The sequence below is a fragment of the Streptomyces sp. NBC_01410 genome (genome assembly GCF_045040195.1).
GTDB lineage: Bacteria > Actinomycetota > Actinomycetes > Streptomycetales > Streptomycetaceae > Streptomyces.
Genome location: NZ_CP109530.1, coordinates 2,395,657 through 2,421,385, shown reverse-complemented (window position 1 = coordinate 2,421,385; position 25,729 = coordinate 2,395,657). Strand labels below are relative to the sequence as shown.

Genomic DNA, 25,729 nt, shown 5'->3' with positions numbered 1-25,729 from the left:
TGACGGATCGTGGAGCAGCCTGAGAACGGCGCCGAGCCGGCCGGTGCGGCCGGTGACGCGGCCGAGGCGCTCGACCGCCCGCTGCCGGAAGGCGTACGGCGCCGAGTCGTGGCGCTGGTCTCGGACGCGTTCGGCGGCCTGACCGTCGCCGAACTTCCCACCCAGCTGCGGCAGTACGCCCGATTCACCCCGACTCGTCGCGCCAAATTCGCGGGCAACGCGATGGCCGCCGCCCTGGAGAACGACCCCGTATTCCGCCAGCGCATCGGCGAGCGGCTCAGCCAGGCGCAGCCGGAGCTGTCCGCCGCGCTGGAGTCCGGATCGCCTCCCGCGGCCGCCGATCCGGTCGATGTGGCGGCCGCCGCATATGTCCTTCGCCCCACCGGATGGGTGAAACTTGTCGCCGCCGCGGGCGAGGAGGCGCAGCGCGCCGACGCCGAGCGCGCGGACGAGGCCGGGCGGCGCGAGCTGGAGCGGCTGCGTGAGGAACTCGCCCATGCCCGCGGACTGATCAAGAGCGAGACCGAGCACCTGCGTACGGAGCTGGAGGCGGCACGCAAGGAAGCCGAATCGCTTCGCCGCAGGCTGCGCAGCGTCGAGAACGACATGAAGCGCGCGGAGGCCGCTCTGCGCCGCAGGGACGCCGACACCGAGTCGATCAGGTCGGAGGCGGCCGCCCATGTCTCGGCGGCCGAGAGCGAGAGCCGGCGGCTCAAGGCGCGCCTCGGGGAGGCGGAGGCGGCTGTCGAGGCGGGCCGCCGGGCCGCCCGCGAGGGGCGCTCGATCGAGGACATGCGGCTGCGGCTGCTGCTGGACACCGTGCTCGACGCGGCCCAGGGGCTGCGCCGCGAACTGGCCCTGCCGCCGGCCGCCCTGCACCCGGCCGACACCGTCGACGCGGTCGAGCCGGGCCGGATGTCACCCAAGGACATCGCGGCCCGCGCGCTCTCCGAGACCGATCCCGCGCTGCTCGACCAGCTGCTGGCGCTGCCCCAGGCGCATCTGGTGGTGGACGGCTACAACGTCACCAAGACCGGCTATCCGACGATGCCGCTGGAGAAGCAGCGGCTGCGGCTGCTCGGCGGGCTCTCGGTCCTCGCGGCGCAGACGGGCGCCGAGATCACCTGTGTCTTCGACGGGGCCGAGCTGGCGGCCCCGGTGCTGCTCGCGCCGCCGCGCGGGGTGCGGGTGCTGTTCTCCAAGCCGGGCGTGACCGCCGACGAGCTGATCCGTCAGCTCGTCCGCGCGGAGCCGCCGGGCCGGCCCGTGGTGGTGGTCTCCACCGACCGGGAGGTCGCCGACGGAGTGGCGAAGGCGGGCGCCAGGCCCGTCACGTCCGCCTTGTTGCTGAAGCGGCTTTCGAGGGTCTAAGTAACTCCCGTGGCTAATGCCCGAATTCGCACCCATCTCGCCTGAACGTAGTGTCAAGTGGCCACTACTACGCGTGTGATGTGAGTAAAGAAACGCTCCGTGACGGAGATTTTTTGCGACAGGATTTGAACTGATCACAAGAAGGTCACTAGGGTCGGGCCTCGAACCTTCGCGCGGTTGATCGCCCATCCGGGGCGAACAGCGAAGGTACCGCCGAGTCTGTGCAGTTCAGCCTGTTTTGCGGGGGTGCTGAATGCGCGGAGCCGGGGATTCAACCCCCCACAGCCCGGTAGGCGGCTCGAGGAAGAAGGAGCTCGCCTTCGTGGCGTCCCACCGTCGACCCAAGCAGCCGAGCCGCACCCGCGTGACCGTGCTCACCGCGACCGCCGCCGCGGCCGTAGCCCTGACCTCCCAGGCCGCACAGGCCGAGCCGACGCCGAGCAAGAGCGAAGTCAAGGAGAAGGTCGACAAGCTCTACGAAGAGGCGGAGAAGGCCACCGAGAAGTACAACGGGGCCAAGGAGCAGCAGGAGAAGCTCGAGAAGGAAGTCGACGCGCTTCAGGACAAGGTCGCCCGCGGTCAGGACGAGCTCAACACCCTGCGCGACGGCCTCGGTTCGGTGGCGAGCGCCCAGTACCGCTCCGGCGGCATCGACCCCGCGGTTCAGCTCTTCCTCTCCTCCGACCCGGACACCTACCTGGAGAAGGCCTCCGCGCTGGACCAGCTGGGCGCCAAGCAGACCGAGGCGCTGGCCGACATCCAGGCCAAGCAGCGGACCCTCGCGCAGCAGCGCAAGGAGGCCCAGGACAAGCTGGGCGACCTCGCCGACACGCGCAAGCAGCTGGGCGTCAAGAAGAAGGAAGTCCAGAGCAAGCTCGCCGCCGCGCAGAAGCTTCTCAACTCGCTGACCGCGGCGGAGCGCGCCGCGCTCTCCGCCGACGAGTCCCGCGCCAACCGCGACAACTCGCGTGCGGACCTCGGCAACTCGGTCCCCGCCTCGCAGCGTGCGGGCGCGGCCTTCGCCGCCGCGCAGAGCAAGATCGGTTCGCCGTACGTCTACGGTGCCTCGGGCCCCAGCTCCTTCGACTGCTCCGGACTGACCTCCTGGGCGTACTCGCAGGCCGGTGTCTCCATACCGCGCACCTCCCAGTCGCAGGCCAACGCCGGTACGCGTATCTACTCGCAGGGCGGGCTCCAGCAGGGCGACCTGGTCATCTTCTACGGCGACATGCACCACGTCGGCCTCTACGCGGGCAACGGCCAGGTGCTGCACGCCCCGAAGCCAGGCGCCAGCGTGCGCTACGAGTCGATCAACAACATGCCGTTCCAGTTCGGCGTGCGTATCTGACACGCGCCTCGCGCCCGCCCAAACGGGCGAATTACGTCACTTCCAACTGACGTCGCGCCCCGCCGGTGACCTGTGGTCTCCGGCGGGGCGTCACTTTGTGTGCCCATAACGGTCTTTGGACGCTGTGTGCTCTCACGGCTACTGTCTGCCGCGCAACATCCCTCGTACATGTCGTACAGCGGAAGGGAGCGCGGCCCGTGGCGTCCCACAGACGGCCCTCACAGCCCGGTCTCACTCACACTGCCCGGGGCACCGTCCTGTCCGCGGCGGCGGCGACCGCCGCCGCGGCTCTCGGCGCCGCCCCGGCGAGCGCCGAACCGCAGGACACGACGGAGGCCACCCGCACCCGGGTCGACCGGCTCTACGAGGAGGCCGAGCAGGCCACCGAGCAGTTCAACAAGGCCGGTGAACGGGTGGAGCGGCTGCGCGACCAGGTGGCGCAGGCGCAGGACAGCGTGGCCCGCGGCCAGGAGCGCATCAACCGGATGCGGGGAGCGCTCGGTTCGGTGGCGGGCGCCCAGTACCGCTCGGGCGGCATGGACCCCGCGCTCGCCCTGCTGCTCTCCGAGGACCCGGACAGCTACCTCGACAAGGCCGAGACCCTGGACCGCATCGGCGCGCTCCAGACGACCGCCCTGCACGATCTCCAGCGGGCGCAGCGACGGCTCGGCCAGGAGCGCGCGGAGGCCTCCCGCGACCTTGCCGAGCTGGAGCGCAGCCGGGTGGCCGTCGCCCGCCACAAACGCACCGTCGAGCGCAAGCTCACCGAGGCGCAGCGGCTGCTGAACTCCCTGCCCTCCGCGGACCGCGCCGGCTACGGCCGGGCCTCGCGCTCCGGCCGTGACGCGATGCCCGAGCTCTCCGGCCTTGCGCCCGCGTCCGCGCGGGCGGCCGCCGCGGTGATGGCGGCCCGCAGCGCGGTGGGCCGCCCGTATGTGTGGGGCGCCAACGGACCCTCGGGTTTTGACTGTTCGGGCCTGACCCAGTGGTCGTACGCCCAGGCGGGAGTCGCCCTGCCGCGCACATCGCAGGCGCAGCGGTACGCGGGCCGGCAGGTCCCGCTGTCCGAGGCCCGGCCCGGCGACCTTGTCGCATACCGCAGTGACGCGAGCCATATCGGGATGTACATGGGCAACGGCCAGGTCGTCCACGCGCCCTATCCCGGGGCGCCGGTGCGCTACGACCCGGTCGGCATGATGCCCGTCTCGTCGGTCACCCGCGTCTGAGGCCCCGTTCCGTTCGGCGCCGCGTTCCGTACGATCGGCACTGTGGCAGGTCAGGGGCGCGCACGGCGCCGGGCGATACGGCACGCGGCGGGTCTTGTACTCGCCGCGGCCCTGCTGGCGTCCGGCTGCGTGGCCCCCGAGGCGCCGGACACCACCGTGCGCGACATCCAGCGCACGCTCGAAGAGCGCGCCGCCGCCGTCGTCGGCCATGACGAGAGCGCCTATCTGGAGGCCGTGGACCCCGCTGCGGGGTCGCTGCGGACGGTGGAGCGACGGGAGTTCCGCAATCTCGCGGATGTGCCGCTGAGCTCCTGGGAGTACCGGCTGGGCGATGTGAAGCGGCAGGGCACACGAGCGGTCGCGCAGGCCGAACTGCGCTACCGCATAGCCGGTTACGACACGGCTCCGGTGACCGCGTCCCGCACGCTGGAGCTCACCCGGCACGACGGCCGCTGGTACGTGACGGCCGACCGCGCCGGCAAGGGCGGCGGCCGCCAGCTCTGGGAGCAGGGCGAGGTCAAGGTGGCTCGCGGCAGGCGGAGCCTGGTCCTCGCCGTCGGCCAGGACGCCGAGCGGCTGCGCGCGGTCGCCGCGACCGCGGACCGGGCCGTACCGGCCGTCTCGGCAGCCTGGCCCGCCCCCTGGGCCGGGCGCGTCGTCGTCCTGGTCCCCGCCTCGCTGGACGCCATGGGAGAGCTGCTGGGCGCGCCCGCGGCCGGATACCGGGGGATAGCGGCGGTCACCACGGGCGAGACCGGGCCGGCGGGGACGGCGCCCGCGGACCGGGTGATCGTCAACCCCGAGGCGTACTCGGTGCTCGGCGACTACGGCCAGGGCGTCGTGCTCACCCATGAGACCACCCATGTGGCCACCCGCGCGTACACCTCGGCGGCCACCCCGATGTGGCTCTCGGAAGGCTTCGCGGACTGGGTCGCGTACCGCGGCACGGGCAGCAGCACCGGCCAGATCGCCCCCGAACTCCAGCGCGCGGTCCGGCGCGGCGACCTGCCGCCCGTGCTGCCCGCCGACGCGGACTTCGCCTTCGGCGGCGACGGGGACACGCTGGCGCGGGCGTACGAGGGCGGCTGGCTGGCGTGCGAACTGATCGCGGAGCGCTGGGGCGAGCGGAAACTGACCGCCTTCTACCGGGCGGTCGGCGCTGGCAAGCACCGGGCGAGCGCGGTCGAGAAGTCCATGGCGGATGTCCTGGGGACGTCGCCCGCGGACTTCACGGTGCGCTGGCGGGAGTATCTGCGGGAACGGCTGGACGGCTGAGCCGGGCTCCGGTTGTCGTCCGGATGGGAAATCAGGAGGCCATCAGCGCGTTGTCGCGGGTCGACTGAGCGGGCAGCAGCTTGCGGCGGCGCGGCTCGGTGACCGTCTGGCGCCACAGCCGCAGGCAGGCCGTCAGCGTCGCCGCGACCAGCAGCCCGTTGCGTACGGCCAGCAGCGCCACGCCCAGCGGGTCGCTCGCCACCACATGCGCGAACCAGACGGGGAACTCCAGCAGCGTGACACCCGCCGCCGCCAGCACCAGCCAGGCGGGCAGCCCCATCCGGCCGCGCCGGAAGACCAGCGCGGCGGCGGCCAGGCCGACCAGCCAGATCAGGTACTGGGGGCTGATCACCCGGCTCGTCGTGGTGAACAGCAGTACGGCGGTGAAGGCCGCGTCGCACGGGGTGCTCGGCGCGAACTTCTTCGCGCGCAGCCGCCACAGCAGCAGCCAGGCGAACGCGACGGCGGTGAGCGCGAGCGCGAGTGCGGAGACCAGCGGGACGTGGGGGCCGATGAACTCCACCGAGCCGTAGTTCAGCTGCACCTGGCCGTCCCAGCCGTGGTGCCGGGCCACATGGAAGGCCAGTGCGCCCAGCGACTCGATCTCCGTGCCGCGCTCGCGCTGGAAGGTGAGGAAGGCCAGCGCGCCCGGCATCGCCGAGACGAACAGCAGCATCAGGGCGGCCGCCGTGCCCGCCGCGGTGGCCCAGGAGCGGCTCGTCGCCCGGCCGCGCGGGGTGCCCGCGAGCACCAGCAACGGCCAGACCTTCAGCAGCGCACCGAAGGCCGCCAGCGCGCCCAGGCCGCGTGGATGGCGCGCCCCGGCGAGGAGGGCGACCACGGCGACGGCCGTGACCATCAGGTCGTAGCGGGCGTACGCGGTGGGGCCGAGCAGCGCCACACCGGCCACCCAGACCCAGCTGCCGCGCTGGGACTTGCCCGGCCGCCCACCCGCGTACAGCAGCAGGGAGAGGACCAGCGCGTCGCAGAGCAGGGCGAGGACGAAGAAGGCGGTGGCATAGCCGAGGAATGGCAGCACGGCGGGGGAGAGGATCGCGAGCGCGGCGGCGGGCGGGTACTGCCAGGTGACGTCGTCCATGGGGAAGATGCCGGTCCTCAGGACCTCGTACCAGCCCTGGTAGATCCCCGAGACATCGGTGGTGACATCGGGGCCCGGCAAGGCTACGACCTTGAGGACGCAGAGCATCAGCGCGGTCCTGGTGAGGATCCACACCGCGAGGGGAAGGCGCCTGCCGCCACCGCTCGCGCTGTCGCTCCCGCTGGCGACGCCGGCCATGAGCACCCCATCCCATTCGTACCGGTTTATGGGTGCCCATGATGCCGGGCGAGGCGGCTCGGGAGCGGTGAGGCAGGGCCGTTCGGTACTGTCGGCGGCGATGCACAAGACCTTGATCGTGACCAACGACTTCCCGCCCAGGCCCGGCGGCATCCAGGCGTTCCTGCACAACATGGCGCTGCGTCTGGACCCGGAACAGCTCGTCGTCTACGCCTCCACCTGGAAGCGCGGGCACGAGGGCCACGAGGCGACCGCGGCCTTCGACGCCGAGCAGCCCTTCACGGTCGTACGCGACCGTACGACGATGCTGCTCCCGACTCCGCGGGTCACCCGAAGGGCGACCCGGCTGCTGCGCGAGCACGGCTGTCAGTCGGTGTGGTTCGGGGCGGCCGCCCCGCTCGGGCTGATGGCTCCGGCTCTGCGCAAGGCGGGCGCGCGGCGGCTGGTGGCCACCACGCACGGCCACGAGGCGGGCTGGGCCCAACTGCCCGCGTCCCGGCAACTGCTGCGCCGCATCGGCGAGGGCACGGACACGATCACCTATCTGGGTGAGTACACCCGCTCACGCATCGCCGCGGCGCTGACGCCCGAGGCGGCCGGACGCATGGTCCAACTCCCGCCCGGCGTCGACGAGAAGACCTTCCACCCCGGCTCCGGCGGCGACGTGGTCCGCGCCCGCCTCGGGCTGAGCAGCCGTCCGGTCGTGGTGTGCGTCTCGCGGCTGGTGCCGCGCAAGGGGCAGGACACCCTGATCCGCGCGATGCCCGCCATCCTGGCGAAGGTGCCGGACGCCGTGCTGCTGATCGTGGGCGGTGGCCCGTACGAGAACGAGCTGAGGGGTCTCGCGGCCGAGACCGGGGTCGAGGGTTCCGTGCGCTTCACCGGCGCCGTCCCCTGGGCGGAACTGCCGGCGCACTTCGGCGCGGGCGACGTGTTCGCCATGCCCTGCCGCACCCGCCGGGGCGGCCTCGATGTCGAGGGCCTCGGAATCGTGTATCTGGAGGCGTCGGCGACCGGTCTTCCGGTGGTCGCGGGTGACTCGGGCGGCGCCCCCGACGCCGTACTCGACGGAGAGACTGGCTGGGTCGTCCGCGGCGGCTCGGCCGAGGAGTCGGCCGAGCGGATCGTGGCGCTGCTCGAAGATCCCGAACTGCGGCGGCGGATGGGGGAGCGCGGCCGTGCGTGGGTCGAGGAGAAGTGGCGCTGGGACCTGCTGGCGGAAAAGCTGCGGACGCTGCTGTGAGGCAGGAAGCGGGCCAACGGCGCGGGTCCCCGGCCCGACCGGATGCAATCCGTTCGTCGCCGAGGACCCGAGAGACCGAGCGGACCCGAGAGACCGGTCAGGCGCGGTAGATCGCCTCGATCTCGTCGGCGAAGTCCTTCGCCACCACATTGCGCTTCAGCTTCAGCGACGGCGTGATGTGGCCCGCCTCCTCGGTGAACTGGGAGGGGAGAATGCGGAATTTCCGCACCGATTCCGCCTTGGACACGGCCGCGTTGCCGTCGTCCACCGCCCGCTGGACCTCCGCCAGCAGATCGGCGTCCTGGAGCAGCGACGCCGCCGTCGAATCGGCGGGCTTGCCGTGGTCCGAGGCCCAACGTCCCAGGAAATCCTCGTCGATGGTGACCAGCGCGCCCACGAAGGGCCGCCCGTCGCCCACGACCATGCACTCCGCGACCAGTGCGTGCGCGCGGATGCGGTCCTCGATCACGGCGGGAGCGACGTTCTTGCCGCCCGCGGTGACCAGGATCTCCTTCTTGCGGCCGGTGATCGCGAGGTAGCCGTCCTCGTCCAGGGTGCCGATGTCGCCGCTGTGGAACCAGCCGTCGGTCAGCGCCTCGGCGGTCGCCGCCTCGTTGTTCCAGTAGCCCTTGAAGATGTGCTCGCCGTGCAGCAGGATCTCGCCGTCGTCCGCGATCCGCACCACCGAGCCCGGCAGCGGCTGCCCCACCGTGCCGATCTTCTGCCGGTCCCACGGGCTGAACGCGGTCGCCGCACACGACTCGGTCAGGCCGTAGCCCTCCAGGACCGTGAAGCCGATGCCGCGGTAGAAATGGCCGAGGCGCTCGCCCAGCGGCGCCCCGCCGGAGATCGCGTACTCGCAGCGTCCGCCGAGGACCGCGCGCAGCTTGCTGTAGACGAGCCGGTCGAAGACCTTGTGCTTGAACTTGAGACCGATCGAGGGGCCCTCGGGAGTGGCCAGGGCACGGCTGTAGGTGATGGCCGTGTCCGCGGCCTTGTCGAAGATCTTGCCCTTGCCGTCCGCCCGGGCCTTGGCCCGCGCCGAGTTGTAGACCTTCTCGAAGACGCGTGGCACGCCGAGGAGCAACGTCGGCCGGAAGGAGGCCAGTTCGTCGGTGAGGTTCTTGATGTCCGACACACAGCCGAGCTTGATGGGCGCCATCACGGCAGCGACTTCGACCATGCGGCCGAAGACGTGCGCGGCCGGGAGGAAGAGCAGCACCGAGCTCTCGCCCGTACGGAACAGGGGCCTCAGGCGCTCGACCAGGTTGCCGCACTCCGCGAAGAAGCTGCGGTGGGTGAGCACACAGCCCTTGGGGCGGCCGGTGGTGCCCGAGGTGTAGACGATCGTCGCCGGGTCGTCCGCCTTGGCGCTCGCGCTGCGCTCGTCGACCGTCTCGTCGCCGACCTCGGCGCCCGCGGCGGTCAGTTCCTCGATCGCGCCCTTCTCGATCTGCCAGATGTGCCGCAGGCCGGGCAGCCGGTCGCGTACGGACTCGACGGCGGCGGCGTGCGCGTCGCTCTCGACGACCACCGCGACCGCACCCGAGTCACCGAGGATCCACTGGACCTGCTCGGCCGAGCTGGTCTCGTACACCGGGACGGTGACGGCGCCCGCGCTCCAGATCGCGAAGTCCAGCTGCACCCACTCGTAGCGGGTGGGGGACATCAGGGCGACCCGGTCACCGGGCCGAACGCCGGCGGCGATCAGCCCCTTGGCGGCGGCCCGTACCTCGGCGAGGAACTGGGTGGCGGTGACGTCCGTCCAGACGCCTGCCACCTTTCTCCCCATCACCGCGACATCGGGGTGCATTGCGGCATTGCGGCGGATGAGATCCGTCAGATTGCCGTCTGAGGGGACCTCGTACAGGGCCGGAAGGCTGAACTCGCGCAAGACTGCTGCTCCTCATCGGGCTCCGGCGCCACGGCTCTGTGTGATGCACCGGCTGCGGTCCAAGATCGGGCAGGTGCTCATTGGGGGTGAGCACGACTGGACTGCCCGGACGTTACCCACCAGTACTCGGTTCCGGATAGGGGGTTCCGGCCAGATGTTCCCTGCGTCACACGCGTATGGCATCGCTTATGGCATCGCTCCGCGAGCGTAGTCCACACCCGTCGTGACTCGGAAGAACGGCCTGCCCGCCCCCACTACCCAGCCGTCACAGGGCCGTCCTAGGGTGATCGTCATGCGAGGCATGCGAGTCAATGTGGTGAGTGACGTGCACGGCAACGCCAAGGATCTCGCCCGGGCGGGGGACGGCGCGGATGCCCTCATCTGCCTCGGTGATCTCGTGCTCTTCCTCGATTACGCCGACCACTCGCGCGGCATCTTCCCCGACCTCTTCGGCGTCGAGAACGCCGATCTGATCGTGGAACTGCGCACCGCCCGCCGCTTCGACGAGGCCCGCGACCTGGGCCGCAGGCTCTGGGGCGAACTGCGGCAGGACCGGGACAGCGCCATCGAGTCGGCCGTACGACGCCAGTACGCCGAGTTGTTCGCGGCCTTCCCCACCCCGACGTACGCCACCTACGGCAATGTCGACATTCCCGCCCTCTGGCCGGAGTACGCGCGCCCGGGCACCACCGTCCTCGACGGAGGGCGCGTCGAGATCGGCGGCCGGACCTTCGGCTTCGTGGGCGGCGGACTGCGCACCCCGATGCGCACCCCCTACGAGATCTCCGACGAGGAGTACGCGGCCAAGATCGAGGCGATCGGCGAGGTCGACGTGCTCTGCTCGCACATCCCGCCGGAGGTACCCGAACTGACCTACGACACGGTCGCGCGCCGCTTCGAACGCGGCAGCCACGCGCTGCTCGACGCGATCCGCCGCACCCGCCCCCGGTACGCGCTTTTCGGCCACATCCACCAGCCGCTTGTCGACCGGATGCGCATCGGCGCCACAGAATGCGTCAACGTCGGGCATTTCGCCTCCACCGGCCGGCCGTGGGCACTGGAGTGGTGAGACCGGGCCCCGCGCCGGTGACCAGTCCGGTCGCGGTAGCCTGCACACCACACCACCCCCGGTCGTACCGCACTGTGAGGAGCCGCAGCGATGGCGGAACACACCAGCTCGAGCATCACGATCGAGGCGGCGCCGGCCGACGTGATGGGCGTGATCTCCGACTTCGCCCGCTACCCGGAGTGGACGGGTGAGGTGAAGGAGGCCGAGGTGCTCGCCACCGACGCCAAGGGCCGCGCCGAGCAGGTCCGTCTCGTGCTGGACGCCGGAGCGATCAAGGACGACCACACCCTCGCGTACACCTGGAACGGCGACCACGAGGTCAGCTGGACGCTGGTCAAGTCCCAGATGCTGCGCGCCATCGACGGCTCGTACACCCTGGCCGCGGTCGGCGGCGGTGACCGTACCGAGGTCACCTACCAGCTGACCGTCGACGTCAAGATCCCCATGCTCGGCATGATCAAGCGCAAGGCCGAGAAGGTCATCATCGACCGCGCCCTGGCCGGACTGAAGAAGCGCGTCGAGAGCGGTCCCACCGCCTGATGCGCACGGTCCTCGTCACCGGCCTCGGCGGCGCGGGCCGTACCACCGTCGCCGCCGCCACCGCGCTCTGTGCCGCCCGGAGCGGCAAGCGCACGCTGTTCCTCTCCGCCGAGCCGGGCGACATCCTCGGAACGCCCGTCACCGGCAGCCTCGTCGAACCGGCCGAGGTCACCGGCGGGCTGTGGGCCGCCCGTATCGAGGCCGGCGCCGCATTCCGCGCGGAGTTCATGGCCCTTCAGGAGCGAAGCTCCGGCGCGCTCGACCTGCTGGGCGCGAGGCCGCTGGAGGACGAAGAGCTGACCGAACTCCCCGGCAGTGAGCAGTTCGCGCTGCTGCGCGCGCTGACCGTCGCCTCGCGCGGCGACTGGGACGTGCTCGTCGTCGACATGCCGCCGCTGCGCGAGACCGTCGCCGCGCTCGCCCTGCCCGAGCAGCTGCGCCGCTATCTGCGCCGGCTGCTGCCGGTGGAGCGGCAGGCCGCCCGGGCGCTGCGCCCGATGCTCGCCCAGCTCGCGGGCGTACCGATGCCCGCGCAGTGGCTGTACGCGACCGCCGATCGCTGGGACACCGAACTGGCCGGTGTGCAGACGGTGATCGAGGCCCGCGGTACGACCCTGCGCGTGGTCGCCGAGCCCTCACCCGCGGCCGCGGACGTCCTGCGCACGGCCCGCTCCGGGCTCGCGCTCCACGGACTGGACGTCGACACCCTCGTAGCGAACCGGATCGTGCCGAGGCAGTCCCCGGACACCTGGCTCGCCACACTGTGCGCGCAGCAGGAGAAGCACCTGCGCGAGTGGTACGCCCAGTGGGCCCCCGGAATCCCGCTCAGCGAGGTGCGCCACCTCGGCCGGGACCCGCGCGGCCTCGACGACCTCGGCGCTCTCCTCGAAGACGGCGGGCTCGCCGTCGAGCCGGCCCCGGACCCGGGGGAGCGCAGGGACGACCCCTGGCGGGTCGAGTTCCCGGGCACGGGCGACGACGGCGAGGGCCCGATCTACGTCTGGCACCTTCCGCTGCCCGGCGCCGTGAAGGAGGACGTCTCGCTGGTACGCCGCGGGGATGAACTCCTGGTCACCGTGGGGCCCTTCCGCAGGATCGTTCCGCTGCACTCCGTGCTGCGCCGCTGCACGGTGTCCGGCGCCGGACTCACGGACGGCGCGCTGCGGGTCCGCTTCACGCCGGACCCCGAGCTGTGGCCCCGCGCCCGCTGAAGGCCCTGCCCCCATTCGGGTACCGTCGAGCGTACGAACCCTCCGTTCCGCACGTCCTTCCGCAGGAGTACGCCATGAGCGATGCCACCGAGCGTCCCGCCGTCGACGACGACGCCTGGGCCACGGCCTGCGCCGAGGATCTCGAGGCCGAGAAGGCCCGCCGCCGCACCCAGTACGGCACACCGCCGGGCTCCGCCGCAGAGGAGCTGCGCAAACTCCTCGACGTCGTCGCCGAGAAGGTCTCCACCTTCCAGACGTCGCTGCCCGGCATCGCCGCGCAGAGCGCCGTACAGCAGCTGGTCAGCCAGGCGAAGTCCGCGGTCGAGCCGGTCATCGAGCGCAACCCGGAGATCTTCGACCACCTCGCGGCGGCCGGCAGCGAACTGCTCGCCGCCTATCGATCCGCAGTCGAGGGCCATGAGCGACGCTGGACCCAGGAGCGGACCCCGGATCCGGACAGCTCCGGGGACGCCACGGACCCCCGCGACGAGGGCCCCGGGGCGAGCGAGCACATCGACCTGGACTGAGCCGGGCGGTGCCCGCCCTCGGGTACGGTTGGCCGTAGCGGGGCTCGACCGAAAACTGAGGGACACATGGGACTCACCATCGGCGTCGACATCGGCGGCACCAAGATCGCGGCCGGCGTGGTCGACGAAGAGGGCACCATTCTTGAGACGTACACGGTGCCCACCCCGTCGACCCCCGAGGGCATTGTCGACGCGATCTGCTCCGCCGTGGCCGGGGCCGGCGAGGGGCACGACATCGAGGCCGTGGGCATCGGAGCCGCGGGATACGTCGACGACAAGCGCGCCACCGTCCTGTTCGCGCCGAACATCCAATGGCGCCACGAGCCGCTGAAGGACAAGGTCGAACAGCGCGTCGGCCTCCCCGTGGTCGTCGAGAACGACGCGAACGCGGCCGCCTGGGGCGAGTACCGCTTCGGCGCCGGCCAGGGCCACGAGGACGTCATCTGCATCACCCTCGGCACCGGGCTCGGCGGCGGCATCATCATCGGCAACAAGCTGCGCCGCGGACGCTTCGGCGTGGCGGCGGAGTTCGGCCACATCCGGGTGGTCCCGGACGGGCTGCTGTGCGGCTGCGGAAGCCAGGGCTGCTGGGAGCAGTACGCCTCCGGGCGTGCCCTCGTGCGGTACGCCAAGCAGCGCGCCAACGCCACCCCCGAGAACGCGACGGTGCTTCTCGGCCTCGGCGACGGCACGGTCGCGGGCATCGACGGCAAGCACATCAGCGCGGCCGCCCGCCAGGGCGACCCGGTCGCGATCGACTCGTTCCGCGAGCTGGCCCGCTGGGCAGGCGCCGGTCTGGCCGATCTCGCCTCGCTCTTCGACCCGTCCGCGTTCATCGTGGGCGGCGGGGTCTCGGACGAGGGCGAGCTGGTCCTCGACCCGATCCGCAACTCATTCCGCCGCTGGCTGATCGGCGGCCAGTGGCGTCCGCACGCCCAGGTGCTCGCTGCCCAACTGGGCGGCAAGGCGGGCCTGGTGGGCGCGGCGGACCTGGCACGCCAGGGCTAGCCGGCCCCCGACACGAGTGGCCGTGCCCGTCGCGCCCCATGGGGGAGCGGCGGGCGCTGTCGTATCTTGATCGCCATGGCGACGACGAGCCCGCTGCCCAACTCCCGCACCGAGCCGGACGGTTCGGCAGTGATCCGGGTGCTCAGCTACAACATCCGCTCCCTGCGTGACGACGAGGACGCGCTGGCCCGGGTGATCCGCGCCTGCCGGCCCGACCTGGTCTTCGTCCAGGAGGCCCCGCGCTTCTTCCGCTGGCGCAAACACGCCGCCCGGCTCGCTGCCAAGAGCGAGCTCGTGGTCCTGACGGGCGGTGCGACCGCCACCGGGCCGCTCCTGCTCTGCTCGCTGCGCGCGACGGTGGAGCGTACGCAGGACGTGCTGCTGCCGCTCACCCCCGGACTGCACCGGCGCGGCTTCGCCACCGCCGTCGTACGGATCGGGGGCGCCCGGATCGGACTGCTCAGCTGTCATCTGAGCCTGCGGAGCGACGAGCGCTACGCACAGGCCGGGATGCTGCTCGACCGGCTCGACGCGATGGACGTGCCGTACGCGATCGCGGCGGGCGATATCAACGAGCGGCCCACAGGCCGCAGCTTCCGCAGGCTCGCCGAGTCGCTGCAGGACTGCTGGGCGGTCGCGCCCTGGGGCGGTGAGTACACCTCGACGCCGGACAACCCGCACCAGCGGATCGACGCGATCTTCGCCGCACAGGGCGTCGAGGTGCTGGGATGCGGTGTGCCGCTGGGCCTCCCGGGGATCACCGAGGCCGACCTGCGCGCGGCGACGGACCACCTTCCGGTGCTGGCCGCGCTGCGGGTCCCCGGGACCTGAAAGGCCTGAACGGCTACGGCTACACCACCGCGCCGCGGCCCGGGTCGTCGTCGTCCTCGTCGTCGCCGTGCGACATCCGGGCAACCAGAGTGGCGAAGCCGCCCAGGAATCCGCCCACGCACAGCGTGGTCAGCCACCACGTCATGTCCCACTGCAGCAGCACCGCGATCAGCATCAGCACCGGGCCGCCGACGACCGCGAGCCAGGCGAACCTGGCCGTGACATCCGCCTCCGGCAGCGGCGGCGGCTCCGGCGGTACGAAGTGGCCCTCGTCGCCGTCGTCGAGGTCCTCGTCCTGGGGCTCGGCCACCTGGTAGTCGCGCGGGCCGCCGACGCCCGGCGCGAAGGTGATGGAGCTCCCCAGCGCCGGCCGGTCCGCGTCCCCGTCCCCGGCGTCGTCCGCGTCGGGCTCCGACTCCGGCCCGGCCGGGCGCTCCTTCGGGGCGCGCTTCGGGGTCTCGTTCAGATCGCCCTCCAGCAGGGCGAGGTCGTCCACCGACTTGAACGGCTTGGCACCCGGCGGGTCGGCCGGCTCCTCGCCGTACCCCGCGACGATGGCCGCCCAGGCGGCCTCCTCGTCGATCGGCTGCGGCTCGCGGTCCGCGTCGTGCTGCTCAGCCACCGGTGGTGCTCCCCTTCTTCCCGACACTCGGAGCGAGGCGGCCGATGAACGCGTAACTCTCGTCGAAAATCCGCTCCGCATCGTGGTCCAACGTCGCCACGTGGTAGCTCTGTTCCAGCAGGATCTCCGTGACGTCGGTCGAGGAGACCCGGCTGAGGATGCGGGCCGAGTCGACCGGCGGGACCACATGGTCCTGCGGGCTGTGCAGCAGCAGCATCGGCTGGGTGACCTGCGGCAGCTCGCCGTCGACCAGCCGGAAGAAGTTCCGCAGGGAGTGCGCGGCGTGCAGTGGCACCCGGTCGTATCCGACCTCCACCGAGCCCTCCTTGGCGATGTCGCTCGTCAGTCCCTTGGTCGTGGGCACCAGGTGCCGCATGACCGGCAGGGCGTGTGCCGACAGGCCGTGGACCTTGTTCGCGGGGTTGACCACGACGATGCCGCTGACCGAGTCGCCGTGCTTCGCGGCCAGACGCAGTGTCAGCGCGCCGCCCATGGAGAGCCCGAAGACGAAGACCTGGCTGCACCGCTCCAGCAGCAACCGCAGCTCGCGGTCCACCTCGGCGTACCAGTCCTGCCAGCCCGTGACCTGCATGTCCTGCCAGCGCGTGCCGTGCCCGGGCAGCAGCGGCAGGGACACGGTCAGTCCGCGCTCCGCCAGATACTCGGCCCAGGGGCGCAGCGACTGCGGGGAACCGGTGAATCCGTGACAGAGGAGGACGCCGACCTCGCCGCCCTCATGACGGAAGGGCTCAGCTCCAGGAAGGACCGGCACCGGGGTCTCCTTTCGGGGTTCGGGGCCCGCGGCATGGCCGCTGATATGGCAGGCCCCGGTCAGGCACAGCGTCAGTGTCGTGAAGGTGTACTTCACCGTACGCGACCGGACTGACACCGACCAGGTCCGTAGGCCCCCCAGCACAGGGATCCCTGGCCCGCCTCGGGTTAAGGTCTGTTCGACAGCACACAGGAGGCACCAGAGTTGATCTACGGCGCAATGAAGTTCTCCATCGGAGGCTCGCTGAAGCTTGCCTTCAGGCCCTGGGTGGAGGGACTGGAGAACATTCCCGCCGACGGACCGGCGATCCTCGCAAGCAATCATCTGTCCTTCTCGGACTCCTTCTTCCTCCCCGCGGTGCTCGACCGCAAGGTCACCTTCATCGCCAAGGCGGAGTACTTCACCTCGCCCGGGGTGAAGGGCAGGCTCACCGCCGCCTTCTTCAAGGGCGTCGGCCAGCTCCCGGTGGACCGCTCGGGCGCCCGCGGCGCGGGCGAGGCGGCGATAAAGGCCGGTATCGACGTCATCGAGGGCGGCGGGCTGTTCGGCATCTACCCGGAGGGCACCCGCTCCCCGGACGGCCGTCTCTACCGCGGCAAGCCCGGCGGCCTCGCGCGCGTGGCGCTCGCGACGGGCGCTCCGGTCATCCCGGTCGCGATGATCGACACCGAGAAGATCCAGCCGCCCGGCAAGGTGGTCCCCAAGCTGATGCGCCCGGGGATCCGGATCGGCAAGCCGCTCGACTTCAGCCGCTACCAGGGCATGGAGCACGACCGCTTCATCCTGCGCTCGGTGACCGACGAGGTCATGTACGAGATCATGAAGCTCTCGGGCCAGGAGTACGTCGACATCTACGCGACCGCCGCGAAGCGTCAGATCGCGGAGGCGGAGAAGGCAGAGAAGGCCGCCGCGAAGGCGGCGGAGAAGGCAGAGAAGGCAGCCGAGGCGGATAAGCCGGACACGGAAGAGTCGACGGGCAGGCCGGCCGCGTAGCCGCGCAGTCCGTCCTGGGGTGGGGGAAATGGCCAAGCGCGAGCGTGTCGTGCGGATGTCGGTCGAGCTGCCGCTGTGGCGTGCGCTCGCCGGATACCGCGTACTGACCATGATCTACGCGGTGCTGCTGTTCGCCTTCATCCCCGACAAGTTCGAGCGCCCCTGGGTGGCGATCGCCTTCCTCGCGGTGATGAGCGTATGGACGCTGGTCACGCTGCCCAAGGTGGCCAACGCGACCCGCTGCACCAAGCGGTTCCTGATCGCCGATCTCACCATCGCGCTCACCGGCATACTGCTCACCCCGCTCGCCGACTTCCAGGCGCAGCAGGTCGACGGGCCCACCCTGCCGACGATTTGGACCGCGGGTTCCGTCCTCGCATTCGCCCTCAAGGGCGGCTGGCGCTGGGCGGGCTTCGCCTCGTCGTTCGTCGCCGTGGCCAACATCATCGAGCGCGGCGAGCCCAGCCGGGACACCTTCCACAACGTACTGCTGGTCTGGGTCGCCTCCATCGCCATCGGCTACGTCGTCGAGGTCGCCCGCGCCTCCGAACGCACCCTCGCCCGCGCCCTGGAGATCGAGGCCGCGACCCGCGAGCGGGAGCGCCTCGCCCGCGACATCCACGACAGCGTGCTCCAGGTGCTGGCGATGGTGCAGCGACGCGGTACGGCTCTCGGCGGCGAGGCCGCGGAGCTCGGCCGGATGGCGGGGGAGCAGGAGGTCGCGCTGCGCACCCTGGTCTCCAGCGGTCTGGTGCCCACGATGCGCGCGTCACAGGACGCCTCGCAGGGCGCGGTGGTCCGCACGGTCGACGTGGACGACGAGCCGTCCGGCGGGCCCGAACTCCAGGATCTGCGGTCGCTGCTGGCCCGCCACGCCGGGTCGAAGGTGACACTCTCCGAGCCGGGCGCCCCGGTCCTGCTGCCGGCCGCCGCGGCCGTGGAGCTGGCCGCCGCTGTCAGTGCCGCCCTGGACAATGTCACCAGACATGCGGGTCAGGACGCCCAGGCCTGGATCCTGGTCGAGGACTGGCCGGACGAGGTGATCGTGACGGTACGGGACGACGGCCCGGGCATCCCGGAAGGCAGACTGGCGCAGGCGGAGGGCGAGGGCAGGCTCGGAGTCGCCCTGTCGATCCGCGGGCGGCTGCGGGAGTTGGGCGGTTCGGCGGAGCTGATCTCCGTCCCGGGCCAGGGCACAGAAGTCGAGTTGAAGGTTCCACGGGGGAAGGCAGAGAAATGACGGAGCAGCAGACGATCAGGGTGATGGTCGTCGACGACCACCCGATGTGGCGGGACGCCGTCGCCCGGGATCTGGGTGCGGCCGGGTTCGACGTGGTCGCGACCGCCGGTGACGGCCCGCAGGCCGTGCGCCGCGCCCGCGCCGTCACACCCGACGTACTCGTCCTCGACCTCAACCTCCCCGGGATGCCCGGCGTCCAGGTGTGCAAGGAGCTCGTCGGCTCCCACCCAGGCCTGCGGGTCCTGGTGCTCTCCGCGAGCGGTGAGCACGCGGACGTCCTGGAGGCGGTGAAGTCCGGGGCGACGGGCTATCTGCTCAAGTCGGCCAGTACGGAGGAGCTGACGGACGCCGTGCGGCGCACCGCTGTCGGCGATCCGGTCTTCACGCCGGGCCTCGCGGGCCTGGTGCTCGGTGAGTACCGCCGGCTGGCCTCCGAGCCCGCGCCGTCGTCCGGCGGGGACGAGCCGAAGGCCCCGCAGCTGACCGAGCGCGAGACCGAGGTGCTGCGGCTCGTCGCCAAGGGGCTCTCGTACAAGCAGATCGCCGAGCGTCTGGTCATCTCCCACCGCACCGTCCAGAACCACGTCCAGAACACCCTCGGCAAACTCCAGTTGCACAACCGCGTGGAGCTCGTGCGGTACGCGATCGAGCGCGGCCTGGACGACGCGTGACCTTCCCGCCCTTCGGTCGCTACTCGTACGGGTGAAAGACGGGCGTCAACCGCCGCATGACGAAGAGGAATTGACCCTTCGCCCCATCCCTTAGTGACCTGGATCACCATTAGCGTGGCGGTCCTACGGCTCACCAGGCGAAGGGAAGTTTCCATGCGCGTCGGAGTACTGACCGGGGGCGGCGACTGCCCCGGGCTCAATGCGGTCATCCGTGGCGTCGTCCGCAAGGGCGTGCAGGAGTACGGATACGAGTTCGTCGGCTATCGCGACGGCTGGCGCGGCCCCCTCGAAGGCGACACGGTTGCGCTCGACATCCCGGCCGTACGCGGCATTCTGCCCCGCGGCGGCACCATCCTCGGCTCTTCGCGCACCAACCCCCTCAAGGCGGAGAACGGCATCCGCCGCATCAAGGACAACCTCGCCAAGAACGAGGTCGACGCCCTGATCGCGATCGGCGGCGAGGACACCCTCGGTGTGGCCGCGCGGCTCTACGACGAGTACGGCATCAAATGCGTCGGTGTGCCCAAGACCATCGACAACGACCTGTCCGCCACCGACTACACCTTCGGCTTCAACACGGCGGTCGGCATCGCGACCGAGGCGATCGACCGGCTCCACACCACCGCCGAATCCCATATGCGTGTCCTCGTGGTGGAGGTGATGGGGCGGCACGCGGGCTGGATCGCCCTGCACTCCGGTCTCGCCGGCGGCGCCAATGTCATCCTCATTCCCGAGCAGCGCTTCGACGTCGACCAGGTCTGCGCCTGGGTGACCTCGCGTTTCAAGGCCAGCTACGCACCGATCGTGGTGGTCGCCGAGGGCGCCATGCCCAAGGACGGCGAGGCGGTCCTCAAGGACGGCTCGCTCGACTCCTTCGGACATGTCCGGCTCTCCGGAGTCGGTGAGTGGCTGGCCAAGGAGATCGAGCGGCGAACGGGCAAGGAGGCCCGCACCACGGTCCTCGGCCATGTCCAGCGCGGCGGCACCCCCAGCGCGTTCGACCGCTGGCTGGCGACGCGCTTCGGGCTGCACGCGATCGACGCGGTGCGGGACGGGGACTTCGGGAAGATGGTGGCGCTGCAGGGCACGGACATTGTGCGGGTGCCGATTGCCGAGGCCACGGCGAAGCTGAAGACGGTCGACCCGAAGCTGTACGAGGAGGTCGGGGTCTTCTTCGGCTGAGGCTGGGGCTCCGCCCCGGACCCCGCACGCGACCTTCGGCCGCGAGCGGGGTCCGGGGCGGAGCCCCGGTCAAGGAAAATCAGGCCCGCCCCGCCGCCCCCGTCATCGACGCGACCAGCCCCCGCACCACCTCCGGCCCCCGCAGCGTCAGCACCGACTCCGGGTGGAACTGGATCCCCGCAAAGCCCGCGCCCCGCACCGCGTGCACCTCCGCCGACGCCGCGTCGCGCGCGACCTCGACCCCGCGCGCCCCCAGCCCCACCGCCGCCGCGTCATCGCACCGCGCCGTAAAGCTGTTGTAGAACCCCACCGTCTCCTCGCGCCCGAAGAAGTCGATACGCTCCTGCGTCCCCTGGTACGGCGTGTCCTTCCGTACGATCTCCAGGCCCAGCTCCGCGGCCATCAGCTCATGCCCGAGGCAGACACCGAGCAGCCCGCGGCGGTGATCGCGCATCAGCTCCGCGGCGAGCGCGCGCAGGAAGTGCATCTTCGGGTCGGCGGCGTCGCCGGGATCGCCCGGCCCCGGACCCAGTACCACCGGCCCCGGGTGCGCGAGCACCCTCTCGCGCAGGCCCGGCTCGTCGTACCGGCGTACGGTCACCTCCAGGCCGGTGGAGCGCAGCAGATGCGCCAGCATCGCGGTGAAGGTGTCCTCGCCGTCGACGACCAGGGCGTGGCCCGACAACTGCGCGGACCGCTCCTGCATCCGCAGCCAGAAGGGCGCGAGGTCGGCGCGGCGGGCGTCGAGCGCGGCCCGCACCCTTGAGTCGTCGGCGAGCCCCGGCCGCCCGGCGTCCTCGCGGGGCCGCCCCGGGCGAACTCCCAGCGCGGCCAGCACCCCCGCCGCCTTGGCGTGTGTCTCGGCGACCTCGCCCGCCGGGTCGGAGTGCCGCACCAGCGTGGCCCCGACCGGCACCCGCAGGGACCCGCCGGCGTCGATGTCGGCGGTACGGATCAGAATCGGGGAGTCGAGGGTCTGTGCCCCGCCCGCGTCCCTGCCGATCAGCGCGAGCGCACCCGCGTAGTAGCCGCGCCCGCCCACCTCGTGGCGCTCGATGACGCGGCAGGCGTTTTGCACGGGCGAGCCGGTGACGGTCGCCGCGAACATCGTCTCCCGCAGCACGTCCCGTACATCGAGGGAACTCCTGCCCCGCAACTCGTACTCCGTGTGCGCGAGATGAGCCATCTCCTTGAGCCGGGGCCCGACGACGACGCCGCCCATGTCGCCGACGGTGCACATCATCTTCAGCTCCTCGTCGACGACCATGGAGAGCTCGTCGCGCTCCTTGCGGTCCTCCAGGAAGCGGAGCAGTGCCTCGGGGGTGGGGCCCTCGGGCGGATAGCGGAAGGTGCCGCTGATGGGGTTCATCACGACGGTGCCTCCGCTCATCCGGACATGGACCTCGGGGCTGGCCCCGACGAGGGTGCGCTCGCCGGTGTGCACGACGAAGGTCCAGTACGCACCGCGCTCGCCGTCGAGCAGCCGCCGGAAAAGGGCAAGCGCGTCGGCCCGGCCGAAGCCGGGGATGCGGCCGGTGTAGGTGCGGCGGATGACGAAGTTCGCGCCCTCGCCGCGGCCGATCTCGTCCTCGATGACGCGCCGGACGATGCCCGCGTACTCCTCGTCGCCGACGTCGAAGGCCCCGCCCTCGACCCGTACGTCATGGGCGGGAAGCTGCGACAGGGCGTCGGCGAGGGGGAGTTCGTACGATTCGTCGGCCACGAGCACGGACAGCGGCGTCCCGTCGTCGCCTACGTCGAAGCCGCGCTCCCTGATCTGGCGGAACGGGACCAGGGCGAGCGAGGGACGGTCGGTGGCGGGGATGTCGGCGAGCCGCTCCGCCTCGTGCACCGCGCCGATCAGGACCTCGACGGTGTCGTGGTCGCGGCCGGGAGTGCGCCTGCGCAGCAGGGCGAAGGGAGGGCAGTCGTCGTCGAGCAGTCGGCTGATGGGCATCCGGGGTGTTCCTTCCGGGTGGGAGGAACGGCCGCTGTCCCCGGACCCGGGAAACACTGAAGGCCGCCCCTCGGGCGGCCTTCGCGATCCTGTTGCGCGCGATCAGTCAGTGGGCCGCCGGATGTGCGGTCCACCACCAGGTCTGAGTCGAATGCGCGAACATGCGCCGAACCCTACCCGATGCCGGTTCCCCGACTGTGCGGCCTGACGCGTTCGTCTCATTTACTGAGCAGCGGAATGGACGGCCGACACGACCACGTAGTGTGGTCAGGGTGACCGTGAACGCTAAGACCACCGCTGTCGGTGGCAACACCTGGCGAGACCTGCCCGCGGCGCAGCAGCCCGAGTACCCCGATGCCGAGGCTCTGCGCGATGTCGTCGCGGACCTCGAGTCGTATCCGCCGCTCGTCTTCGCGGGCGAGTGCGACCAGCTGCGCGCCCGGATGGGAGCCGTCGCCAAGGGCGAGGCGTTCCTGCTCCAGGGCGGCGACTGCGCCGAGGCCTTCGACGCCGTGTCCGCCGACCACATCCGCAACAAGCTCAAGACCCTGCTGCAGATGGGCGCGGTGCTCACCTATGCCGCGTCCGTGCCCGTGGTCAAGGTCGGCCGCATCGCCGGCCAGTACTCCAAGCCGCGCTCCAAGCCGACCGAGACCCGCGACGGCGTGACGCTGCCCACCTACCGGGGCGACTCCGTCAACGGCTTCGACTTCACCGAGGCCGCCCGGATCCCGGACCCCGAGCGCCTCAAGCGGATGTACAACGCCTCCGCGGCGACGCTCAATCTGGTGCGAGCCTTCACCACCGGCGGCTACGCCGACCTGCGCCAGGTGCACGCCTGGAACCAGGACTTCGTGAAGTCGTCCCCCTCCGGGCAGCGCTACGAGCAGCTCGCGCGGGAGATCGACAACGCGCTGAACTTCATGAAGGCATGCGGCACCGACCCGGCGGAGTTCCGCACGGTCGAGTTCTACTCCTCCCACGAGGCGCTGCTGCTCGACTACGAAGGCGCGCTGACCCGCACCGACTCGCGGACCAGCCAGCTGTACAACACCTCCGGCCACATGGTCTGGATCGGTGAGCGCACCCGCCAGCTCGACGGCGCGCACATCGAATTCGCCTCGCGGATCCGCAACCCGATCGGTGTGAAGCTCGGCCCGACGACCACGGTCGACGAGGCGCTGCAGTACATCGAGAAGCTCGACCCCGACCGCGAGCCGGGCCGGCTGACCTTCGTCGTCCGTATGGGCGCCGACAAGGTCCGCGACAAGCTCCCCGAGCTGGTCGAGAAGGTCACGGCCTCCGGTGCCACGGTGGCCTGGGTGACCGACCCGATGCACGGCAACACCTTCGAGGCGGCATCCGGTCACAAGACCCGCCGCTTCGACGACGTGCTCGACGAGGTCAAGGGCTTCTTCGAGGTCCACAAGGCCCTCGGCACGCACCCGGGCGGCATCCATGTCGAGCTCACCGGTGACGATGTCACCGAGTGCGTGGGCGGCGGCGACGAGATCTTCGTCGACGATCTGCACCAGCGCTACGAGACGGCCTGCGACCCGCGACTGAACCGCAGCCAGTCCCTGGACCTGGCCTTCCTGGTCGCGGAGATGTACCGGGACCAGTAGGCGGACCCGTAGTGACGGATCAACGACGGTGGGGCGCGGATCGATGTGATCCGCGCCCCATCGGTATATCCGGGGCTTTTACGGACCCGTCCCGCCGGGTAAGGTTAGGTTAGCCTCACCGATCATCGGGAAGGCGCCACCCATCGATCCCGCCCCGGGAGGTGAACCGCGTGTACGTCTGCTCGTGCTTCGGCATCACCGAGAAGCAGGTGAAGGAACACGCGGATGCCGGTGCCTGCACTCCCCGCCAGATCGCGTCGGTCTCCAAGGCCGGTACCGACTGCGGATCGTGCGTGCGCCGTATTCAGGGGCTGCTGGGCCGTGGTGCCTGCCCCCGCCGGGAACTGCTCGAGCAGGGCAACGGCGCGACCGTACTGGCCGCCGACACCGAGCCTGCCCCGCGGCCCGAGCTCAGCGAAGCCGCGTAGTTCCGGCTCGGCTGACTCCTGACTGCCCGGTCTAGCTCTCCGGCTGCTCGATCAGCTGCGCGATGTACAGCGCCTCACCGAGCTTCTCCACCAGCTCCAGCTGTGTGTCGAGGTAGTCGATGTGGTGCTCCTCGTCCTCCAGGATCGACTCGAAGATGTTCGCGGACGTGATGTCGCCCTTGGCCCGCATCACCTCGATGCCGCGCTTGAGGCGGTCGATCGCCTCCACCTCGACCTGCCGGTCGGCCTGGAACATCTCGGTCACCGTCTGACCGACGCGCACATGGAAGAGCCGCTGGTAGTTCGGCAGGCCGTCGAGGAAGAGGATGCGGTCGGTCAGTACCTCCGCGTGCTTCATCTCGTCGAAGGACTCGGCCCGGGTGTACTTCGCGAGCTTCGTCCAGCCGAAGTTCTCCTGCATCTTCGCGTGCAGGAAATACTGGTTGATCGCGGTCAGCTCGGCAGTCAGCTGCTCATTGAGGAACTCGATGACCTCGGGGTCGCCCTGCATCGCAGAGGCTCCTTCCGCGCGTGTGACTGGGGCAGGTGCGCGCATCCTCGCACCGAGGCACGGGGCAGTCCAGTAAGTGCATGCTTAGTAGGAGTTGCCCGAATCGGGCCAGACCTGGTCATGACCACCCCTCCAGGTCTGTCACCATTGAAGGCATGGGTCAGCCGGAGAGCCGGGAATACCGCGCGTCAGAGGAGTCCGAGCTTCCGCCGGGGCAGCGACTGCAGCGTGGCTGGCCGGTCACTCACTACGGGCCCGTACCCAAATTCAAGCCGGACCGCTGGGAGTTCAGGGTTTTCGGCGCCACGGCGGACGGCGACAAACGCTGCTGGACGCATGAGGAGTTCTCGGCGCTGCCCTTCTCCACGGTCGTCGCCGATCTGCACTGCGTGACGAAGTTCAGCATGCTGGGGTCCGAATGGGGTGGTGTGCCCGCCCGTACGATCGTGGAGCTCGCCCCGCCGGCGGCGAACGTCACCCATGTCATGGTCTGGGCCGAGTACGGATTCAGCGCCAATATGCGGCTCTCCGACTTCGTCGCGGACCGCACGATCTTCGCGACGCACAAGGACGGTGAGCTGCTCACCGCGGAGCACGGCTTTCCGCTGCGTCTGGTGGTGCCGCATCTGTACGCGTGGAAGGGACCCAAATGGGTCCGGGGCGTGGAGTACATGACGGCCGACCGCCGTGGCTTCTGGGAGGAGCGCGGCTATCACAATCTCGGCGACCCGTGGCGCGAGCAGCGCTACTCCTACCAGGAAGAGCCCGGGGACGGCCCCGAGCTCTAGGTCCTGTCCGGCCTGATCCAAACGACAGGCCCTCGGGCGTGGCACCGCGTGGAGGCTTGGCGTTCACACCGTGGACAGCCGTGTGCGGCAGATTCTGGTC

General features: G+C 70.9%; 25 protein-coding genes. 18 read left to right on the top strand and 7 right to left on the bottom strand.

Features of this window, described 5'->3' with window-relative positions; translation table 11 throughout:
- Positions 1 to 9 precede the first annotated feature (9 nt).
- The 4 genes from OG741_RS11180 (at position 10) to OG741_RS11165 (ending at position 5,220) form a co-directional block, all read left to right on the top strand.
- Complete coding sequence (locus tag OG741_RS11180; protein WP_405596661.1) at positions 10 to 1,371, top strand: NYN domain-containing protein; 1,362 nt, start codon at positions 10 to 12, stop codon at positions 1,369 to 1,371.
- 322 nt (positions 1,372 to 1,693) lie between these two features.
- Positions 1,694 to 2,719, top strand: a complete 1,026-nt coding sequence (locus OG741_RS11175; protein WP_405596660.1) for an NlpC/P60 family protein — start codon at positions 1,694 to 1,696, stop codon at positions 2,717 to 2,719.
- Positions 2,720 to 2,916: 197 nt separating this feature from the next.
- Entirely contained in the window at positions 2,917 to 3,945 is a 1,029-nt protein-coding gene (locus OG741_RS11170) for an NlpC/P60 family protein (protein ID WP_405596659.1), read from the top strand.
- A gap of 42 nt (positions 3,946 to 3,987) precedes the next feature.
- A complete protein-coding gene (locus OG741_RS11165; RefSeq protein WP_405596658.1) occupies positions 3,988 to 5,220 on the top strand; it encodes a hypothetical protein in 1,233 nt (410 codons plus the stop codon).
- 31 nt (positions 5,221 to 5,251) lie between these two features.
- On the opposite strand, the gene OG741_RS11160 is transcribed toward OG741_RS11165, so the two are convergent.
- The gene (locus OG741_RS11160; RefSeq protein WP_405596657.1) at positions 5,252 to 6,517 is read right to left on the bottom strand and encodes a glycosyltransferase 87 family protein; all 1,266 of its coding nucleotides are present in this window, start codon (positions 6,515 to 6,517) and stop codon (positions 5,252 to 5,254) included.
- A 100-nt stretch (positions 6,518 to 6,617) separates the two neighbouring features.
- Here OG741_RS11160 and OG741_RS11155 point away from each other — a divergent pair, with 100 nt between their 5' ends.
- On the top strand, positions 6,618 to 7,760 hold the full coding sequence (locus OG741_RS11155; protein WP_405596656.1) for a glycosyltransferase family 4 protein: 1,143 nt from the start codon (positions 6,618 to 6,620) through the stop codon (positions 7,758 to 7,760).
- A gap of 97 nt (positions 7,761 to 7,857) precedes the next feature.
- Here the strand turns inward: OG741_RS11155 and OG741_RS11150 are convergent, their stop codons facing one another.
- Entirely contained in the window at positions 7,858 to 9,654 is a 1,797-nt protein-coding gene (locus tag OG741_RS11150; RefSeq protein WP_405596654.1) for an AMP-dependent synthetase/ligase, read from the bottom strand.
- Between the two features lie 301 nt (positions 9,655 to 9,955).
- Between OG741_RS11150 and OG741_RS11145 the strand changes: the two genes are divergently transcribed.
- The 6 genes from OG741_RS11145 (at position 9,956) to OG741_RS11120 (ending at position 14,840) form a co-directional block, all read left to right on the top strand.
- Positions 9,956 to 10,723, top strand: coding sequence for a metallophosphoesterase (locus OG741_RS11145; RefSeq protein ID WP_405605512.1), 768 nt, complete (start codon positions 9,956 to 9,958; stop codon positions 10,721 to 10,723).
- A gap of 90 nt (positions 10,724 to 10,813) precedes the next feature.
- Positions 10,814 to 11,263, top strand: coding sequence for an SRPBCC family protein (locus tag OG741_RS11140; RefSeq protein WP_266477307.1), 450 nt, complete (start codon positions 10,814 to 10,816; stop codon positions 11,261 to 11,263).
- Positions 11,263 to 12,474: an ArsA family ATPase gene (locus OG741_RS11135; RefSeq protein ID WP_405596653.1), complete on the top strand. Its 1,212-nt coding sequence runs from the start codon at positions 11,263 to 11,265 to the stop codon at positions 12,472 to 12,474. The genes OG741_RS11140 and OG741_RS11135 overlap by 1 nt, the downstream gene beginning before the upstream one ends.
- 74 nt (positions 12,475 to 12,548) lie before the next feature.
- On the top strand, positions 12,549 to 13,001 hold the full coding sequence (locus tag OG741_RS11130) for a DUF5304 domain-containing protein (protein WP_405596652.1): 453 nt from the start codon (positions 12,549 to 12,551) through the stop codon (positions 12,999 to 13,001).
- A 66-nt stretch (positions 13,002 to 13,067) separates the two neighbouring features.
- Positions 13,068 to 14,009 carry an ROK family glucokinase gene (locus tag OG741_RS11125; protein WP_324973909.1) on the top strand — a complete coding sequence of 314 codons (942 nt, stop codon included), beginning with the start codon at positions 13,068 to 13,070 and terminating at the stop codon, positions 14,007 to 14,009.
- A 75-nt stretch (positions 14,010 to 14,084) separates the two neighbouring features.
- Positions 14,085 to 14,840 carry an endonuclease/exonuclease/phosphatase family protein gene (locus tag OG741_RS11120; protein ID WP_405596651.1) on the top strand — a complete coding sequence of 252 codons (756 nt, stop codon included), beginning with the start codon at positions 14,085 to 14,087 and terminating at the stop codon, positions 14,838 to 14,840.
- A gap of 19 nt (positions 14,841 to 14,859) precedes the next feature.
- Here the strand turns inward: OG741_RS11120 and OG741_RS11115 are convergent, their stop codons facing one another.
- Positions 14,860 to 15,462, bottom strand: a complete 603-nt coding sequence (locus OG741_RS11115; protein ID WP_405596650.1) for a hypothetical protein — start codon at positions 15,460 to 15,462, stop codon at positions 14,860 to 14,862.
- Positions 15,455 to 16,234, bottom strand: a complete 780-nt coding sequence (locus OG741_RS11110) for an alpha/beta hydrolase (protein WP_405605510.1) — start codon at positions 16,232 to 16,234, stop codon at positions 15,455 to 15,457. Before OG741_RS11110 ends, OG741_RS11115 begins: the two co-directional genes overlap by 8 nt.
- Before the next feature lie 219 nt (positions 16,235 to 16,453).
- On the opposite strand from OG741_RS11110, the gene OG741_RS11105 reads away from it, so the two are divergent.
- From OG741_RS11105 to OG741_RS11090, 4 genes are all read left to right on the top strand, one after another.
- Positions 16,454 to 17,227: a lysophospholipid acyltransferase family protein gene (locus tag OG741_RS11105; protein WP_405605508.1), complete on the top strand. Its 774-nt coding sequence runs from the start codon at positions 16,454 to 16,456 to the stop codon at positions 17,225 to 17,227.
- A 28-nt stretch (positions 17,228 to 17,255) separates the two neighbouring features.
- Positions 17,256 to 18,467: a MacS family sensor histidine kinase gene (gene macS, locus OG741_RS11100; RefSeq protein ID WP_405596649.1), complete on the top strand. Its 1,212-nt coding sequence runs from the start codon at positions 17,256 to 17,258 to the stop codon at positions 18,465 to 18,467.
- Positions 18,464 to 19,138, top strand: coding sequence for a response regulator transcription factor (locus tag OG741_RS11095; RefSeq protein WP_266477318.1), 675 nt, complete (start codon positions 18,464 to 18,466; stop codon positions 19,136 to 19,138). Before macS ends, OG741_RS11095 begins: the two co-directional genes overlap by 4 nt.
- 153 nt (positions 19,139 to 19,291) lie before the next feature.
- Positions 19,292 to 20,320, top strand: coding sequence for a 6-phosphofructokinase (locus tag OG741_RS11090; RefSeq protein ID WP_405596648.1), 1,029 nt, complete (start codon positions 19,292 to 19,294; stop codon positions 20,318 to 20,320).
- A 79-nt stretch (positions 20,321 to 20,399) separates the two neighbouring features.
- On the opposite strand, the gene OG741_RS11085 is transcribed toward OG741_RS11090, so the two are convergent.
- Both OG741_RS11085 and OG741_RS11080 read right to left on the bottom strand, forming a co-directional pair.
- Positions 20,400 to 22,277: an anthranilate synthase family protein gene (locus OG741_RS11085; protein WP_405596647.1), complete on the bottom strand. Its 1,878-nt coding sequence runs from the start codon at positions 22,275 to 22,277 to the stop codon at positions 20,400 to 20,402.
- A 106-nt stretch (positions 22,278 to 22,383) separates the two neighbouring features.
- On the bottom strand, positions 22,384 to 22,440 hold the full coding sequence (locus tag OG741_RS11080) for a trp operon leader peptide (protein ID WP_073723848.1): 57 nt from the start codon (positions 22,438 to 22,440) through the stop codon (positions 22,384 to 22,386).
- Between the two features lie 109 nt (positions 22,441 to 22,549).
- Between OG741_RS11080 and OG741_RS11075 the strand changes: the two genes are divergently transcribed.
- The gene (locus OG741_RS11075) at positions 22,550 to 23,902 is read left to right on the top strand and encodes a class II 3-deoxy-7-phosphoheptulonate synthase (RefSeq protein ID WP_405596646.1); all 1,353 of its coding nucleotides are present in this window, start codon (positions 22,550 to 22,552) and stop codon (positions 23,900 to 23,902) included.
- A gap of 161 nt (positions 23,903 to 24,063) precedes the next feature.
- The gene (locus OG741_RS11070) at positions 24,064 to 24,330 is read left to right on the top strand and encodes a bacterioferritin-associated ferredoxin (protein ID WP_405596644.1); all 267 of its coding nucleotides are present in this window, start codon (positions 24,064 to 24,066) and stop codon (positions 24,328 to 24,330) included.
- Positions 24,331 to 24,361: 31 nt separating this feature from the next.
- Here OG741_RS11070 and bfr read toward each other — a convergent pair whose 3' ends face one another.
- Entirely contained in the window at positions 24,362 to 24,841 is a 480-nt protein-coding gene (gene bfr / locus OG741_RS11065) for a bacterioferritin (protein WP_142216594.1), read from the bottom strand.
- A 155-nt stretch (positions 24,842 to 24,996) separates the two neighbouring features.
- On the opposite strand from bfr, the gene OG741_RS11060 reads away from it, so the two are divergent.
- A complete protein-coding gene (locus OG741_RS11060; RefSeq protein ID WP_405596643.1) occupies positions 24,997 to 25,629 on the top strand; it encodes a sulfite oxidase-like oxidoreductase in 633 nt (210 codons plus the stop codon).
- Positions 25,630 to 25,729: the final 100 nt, after the last annotated feature.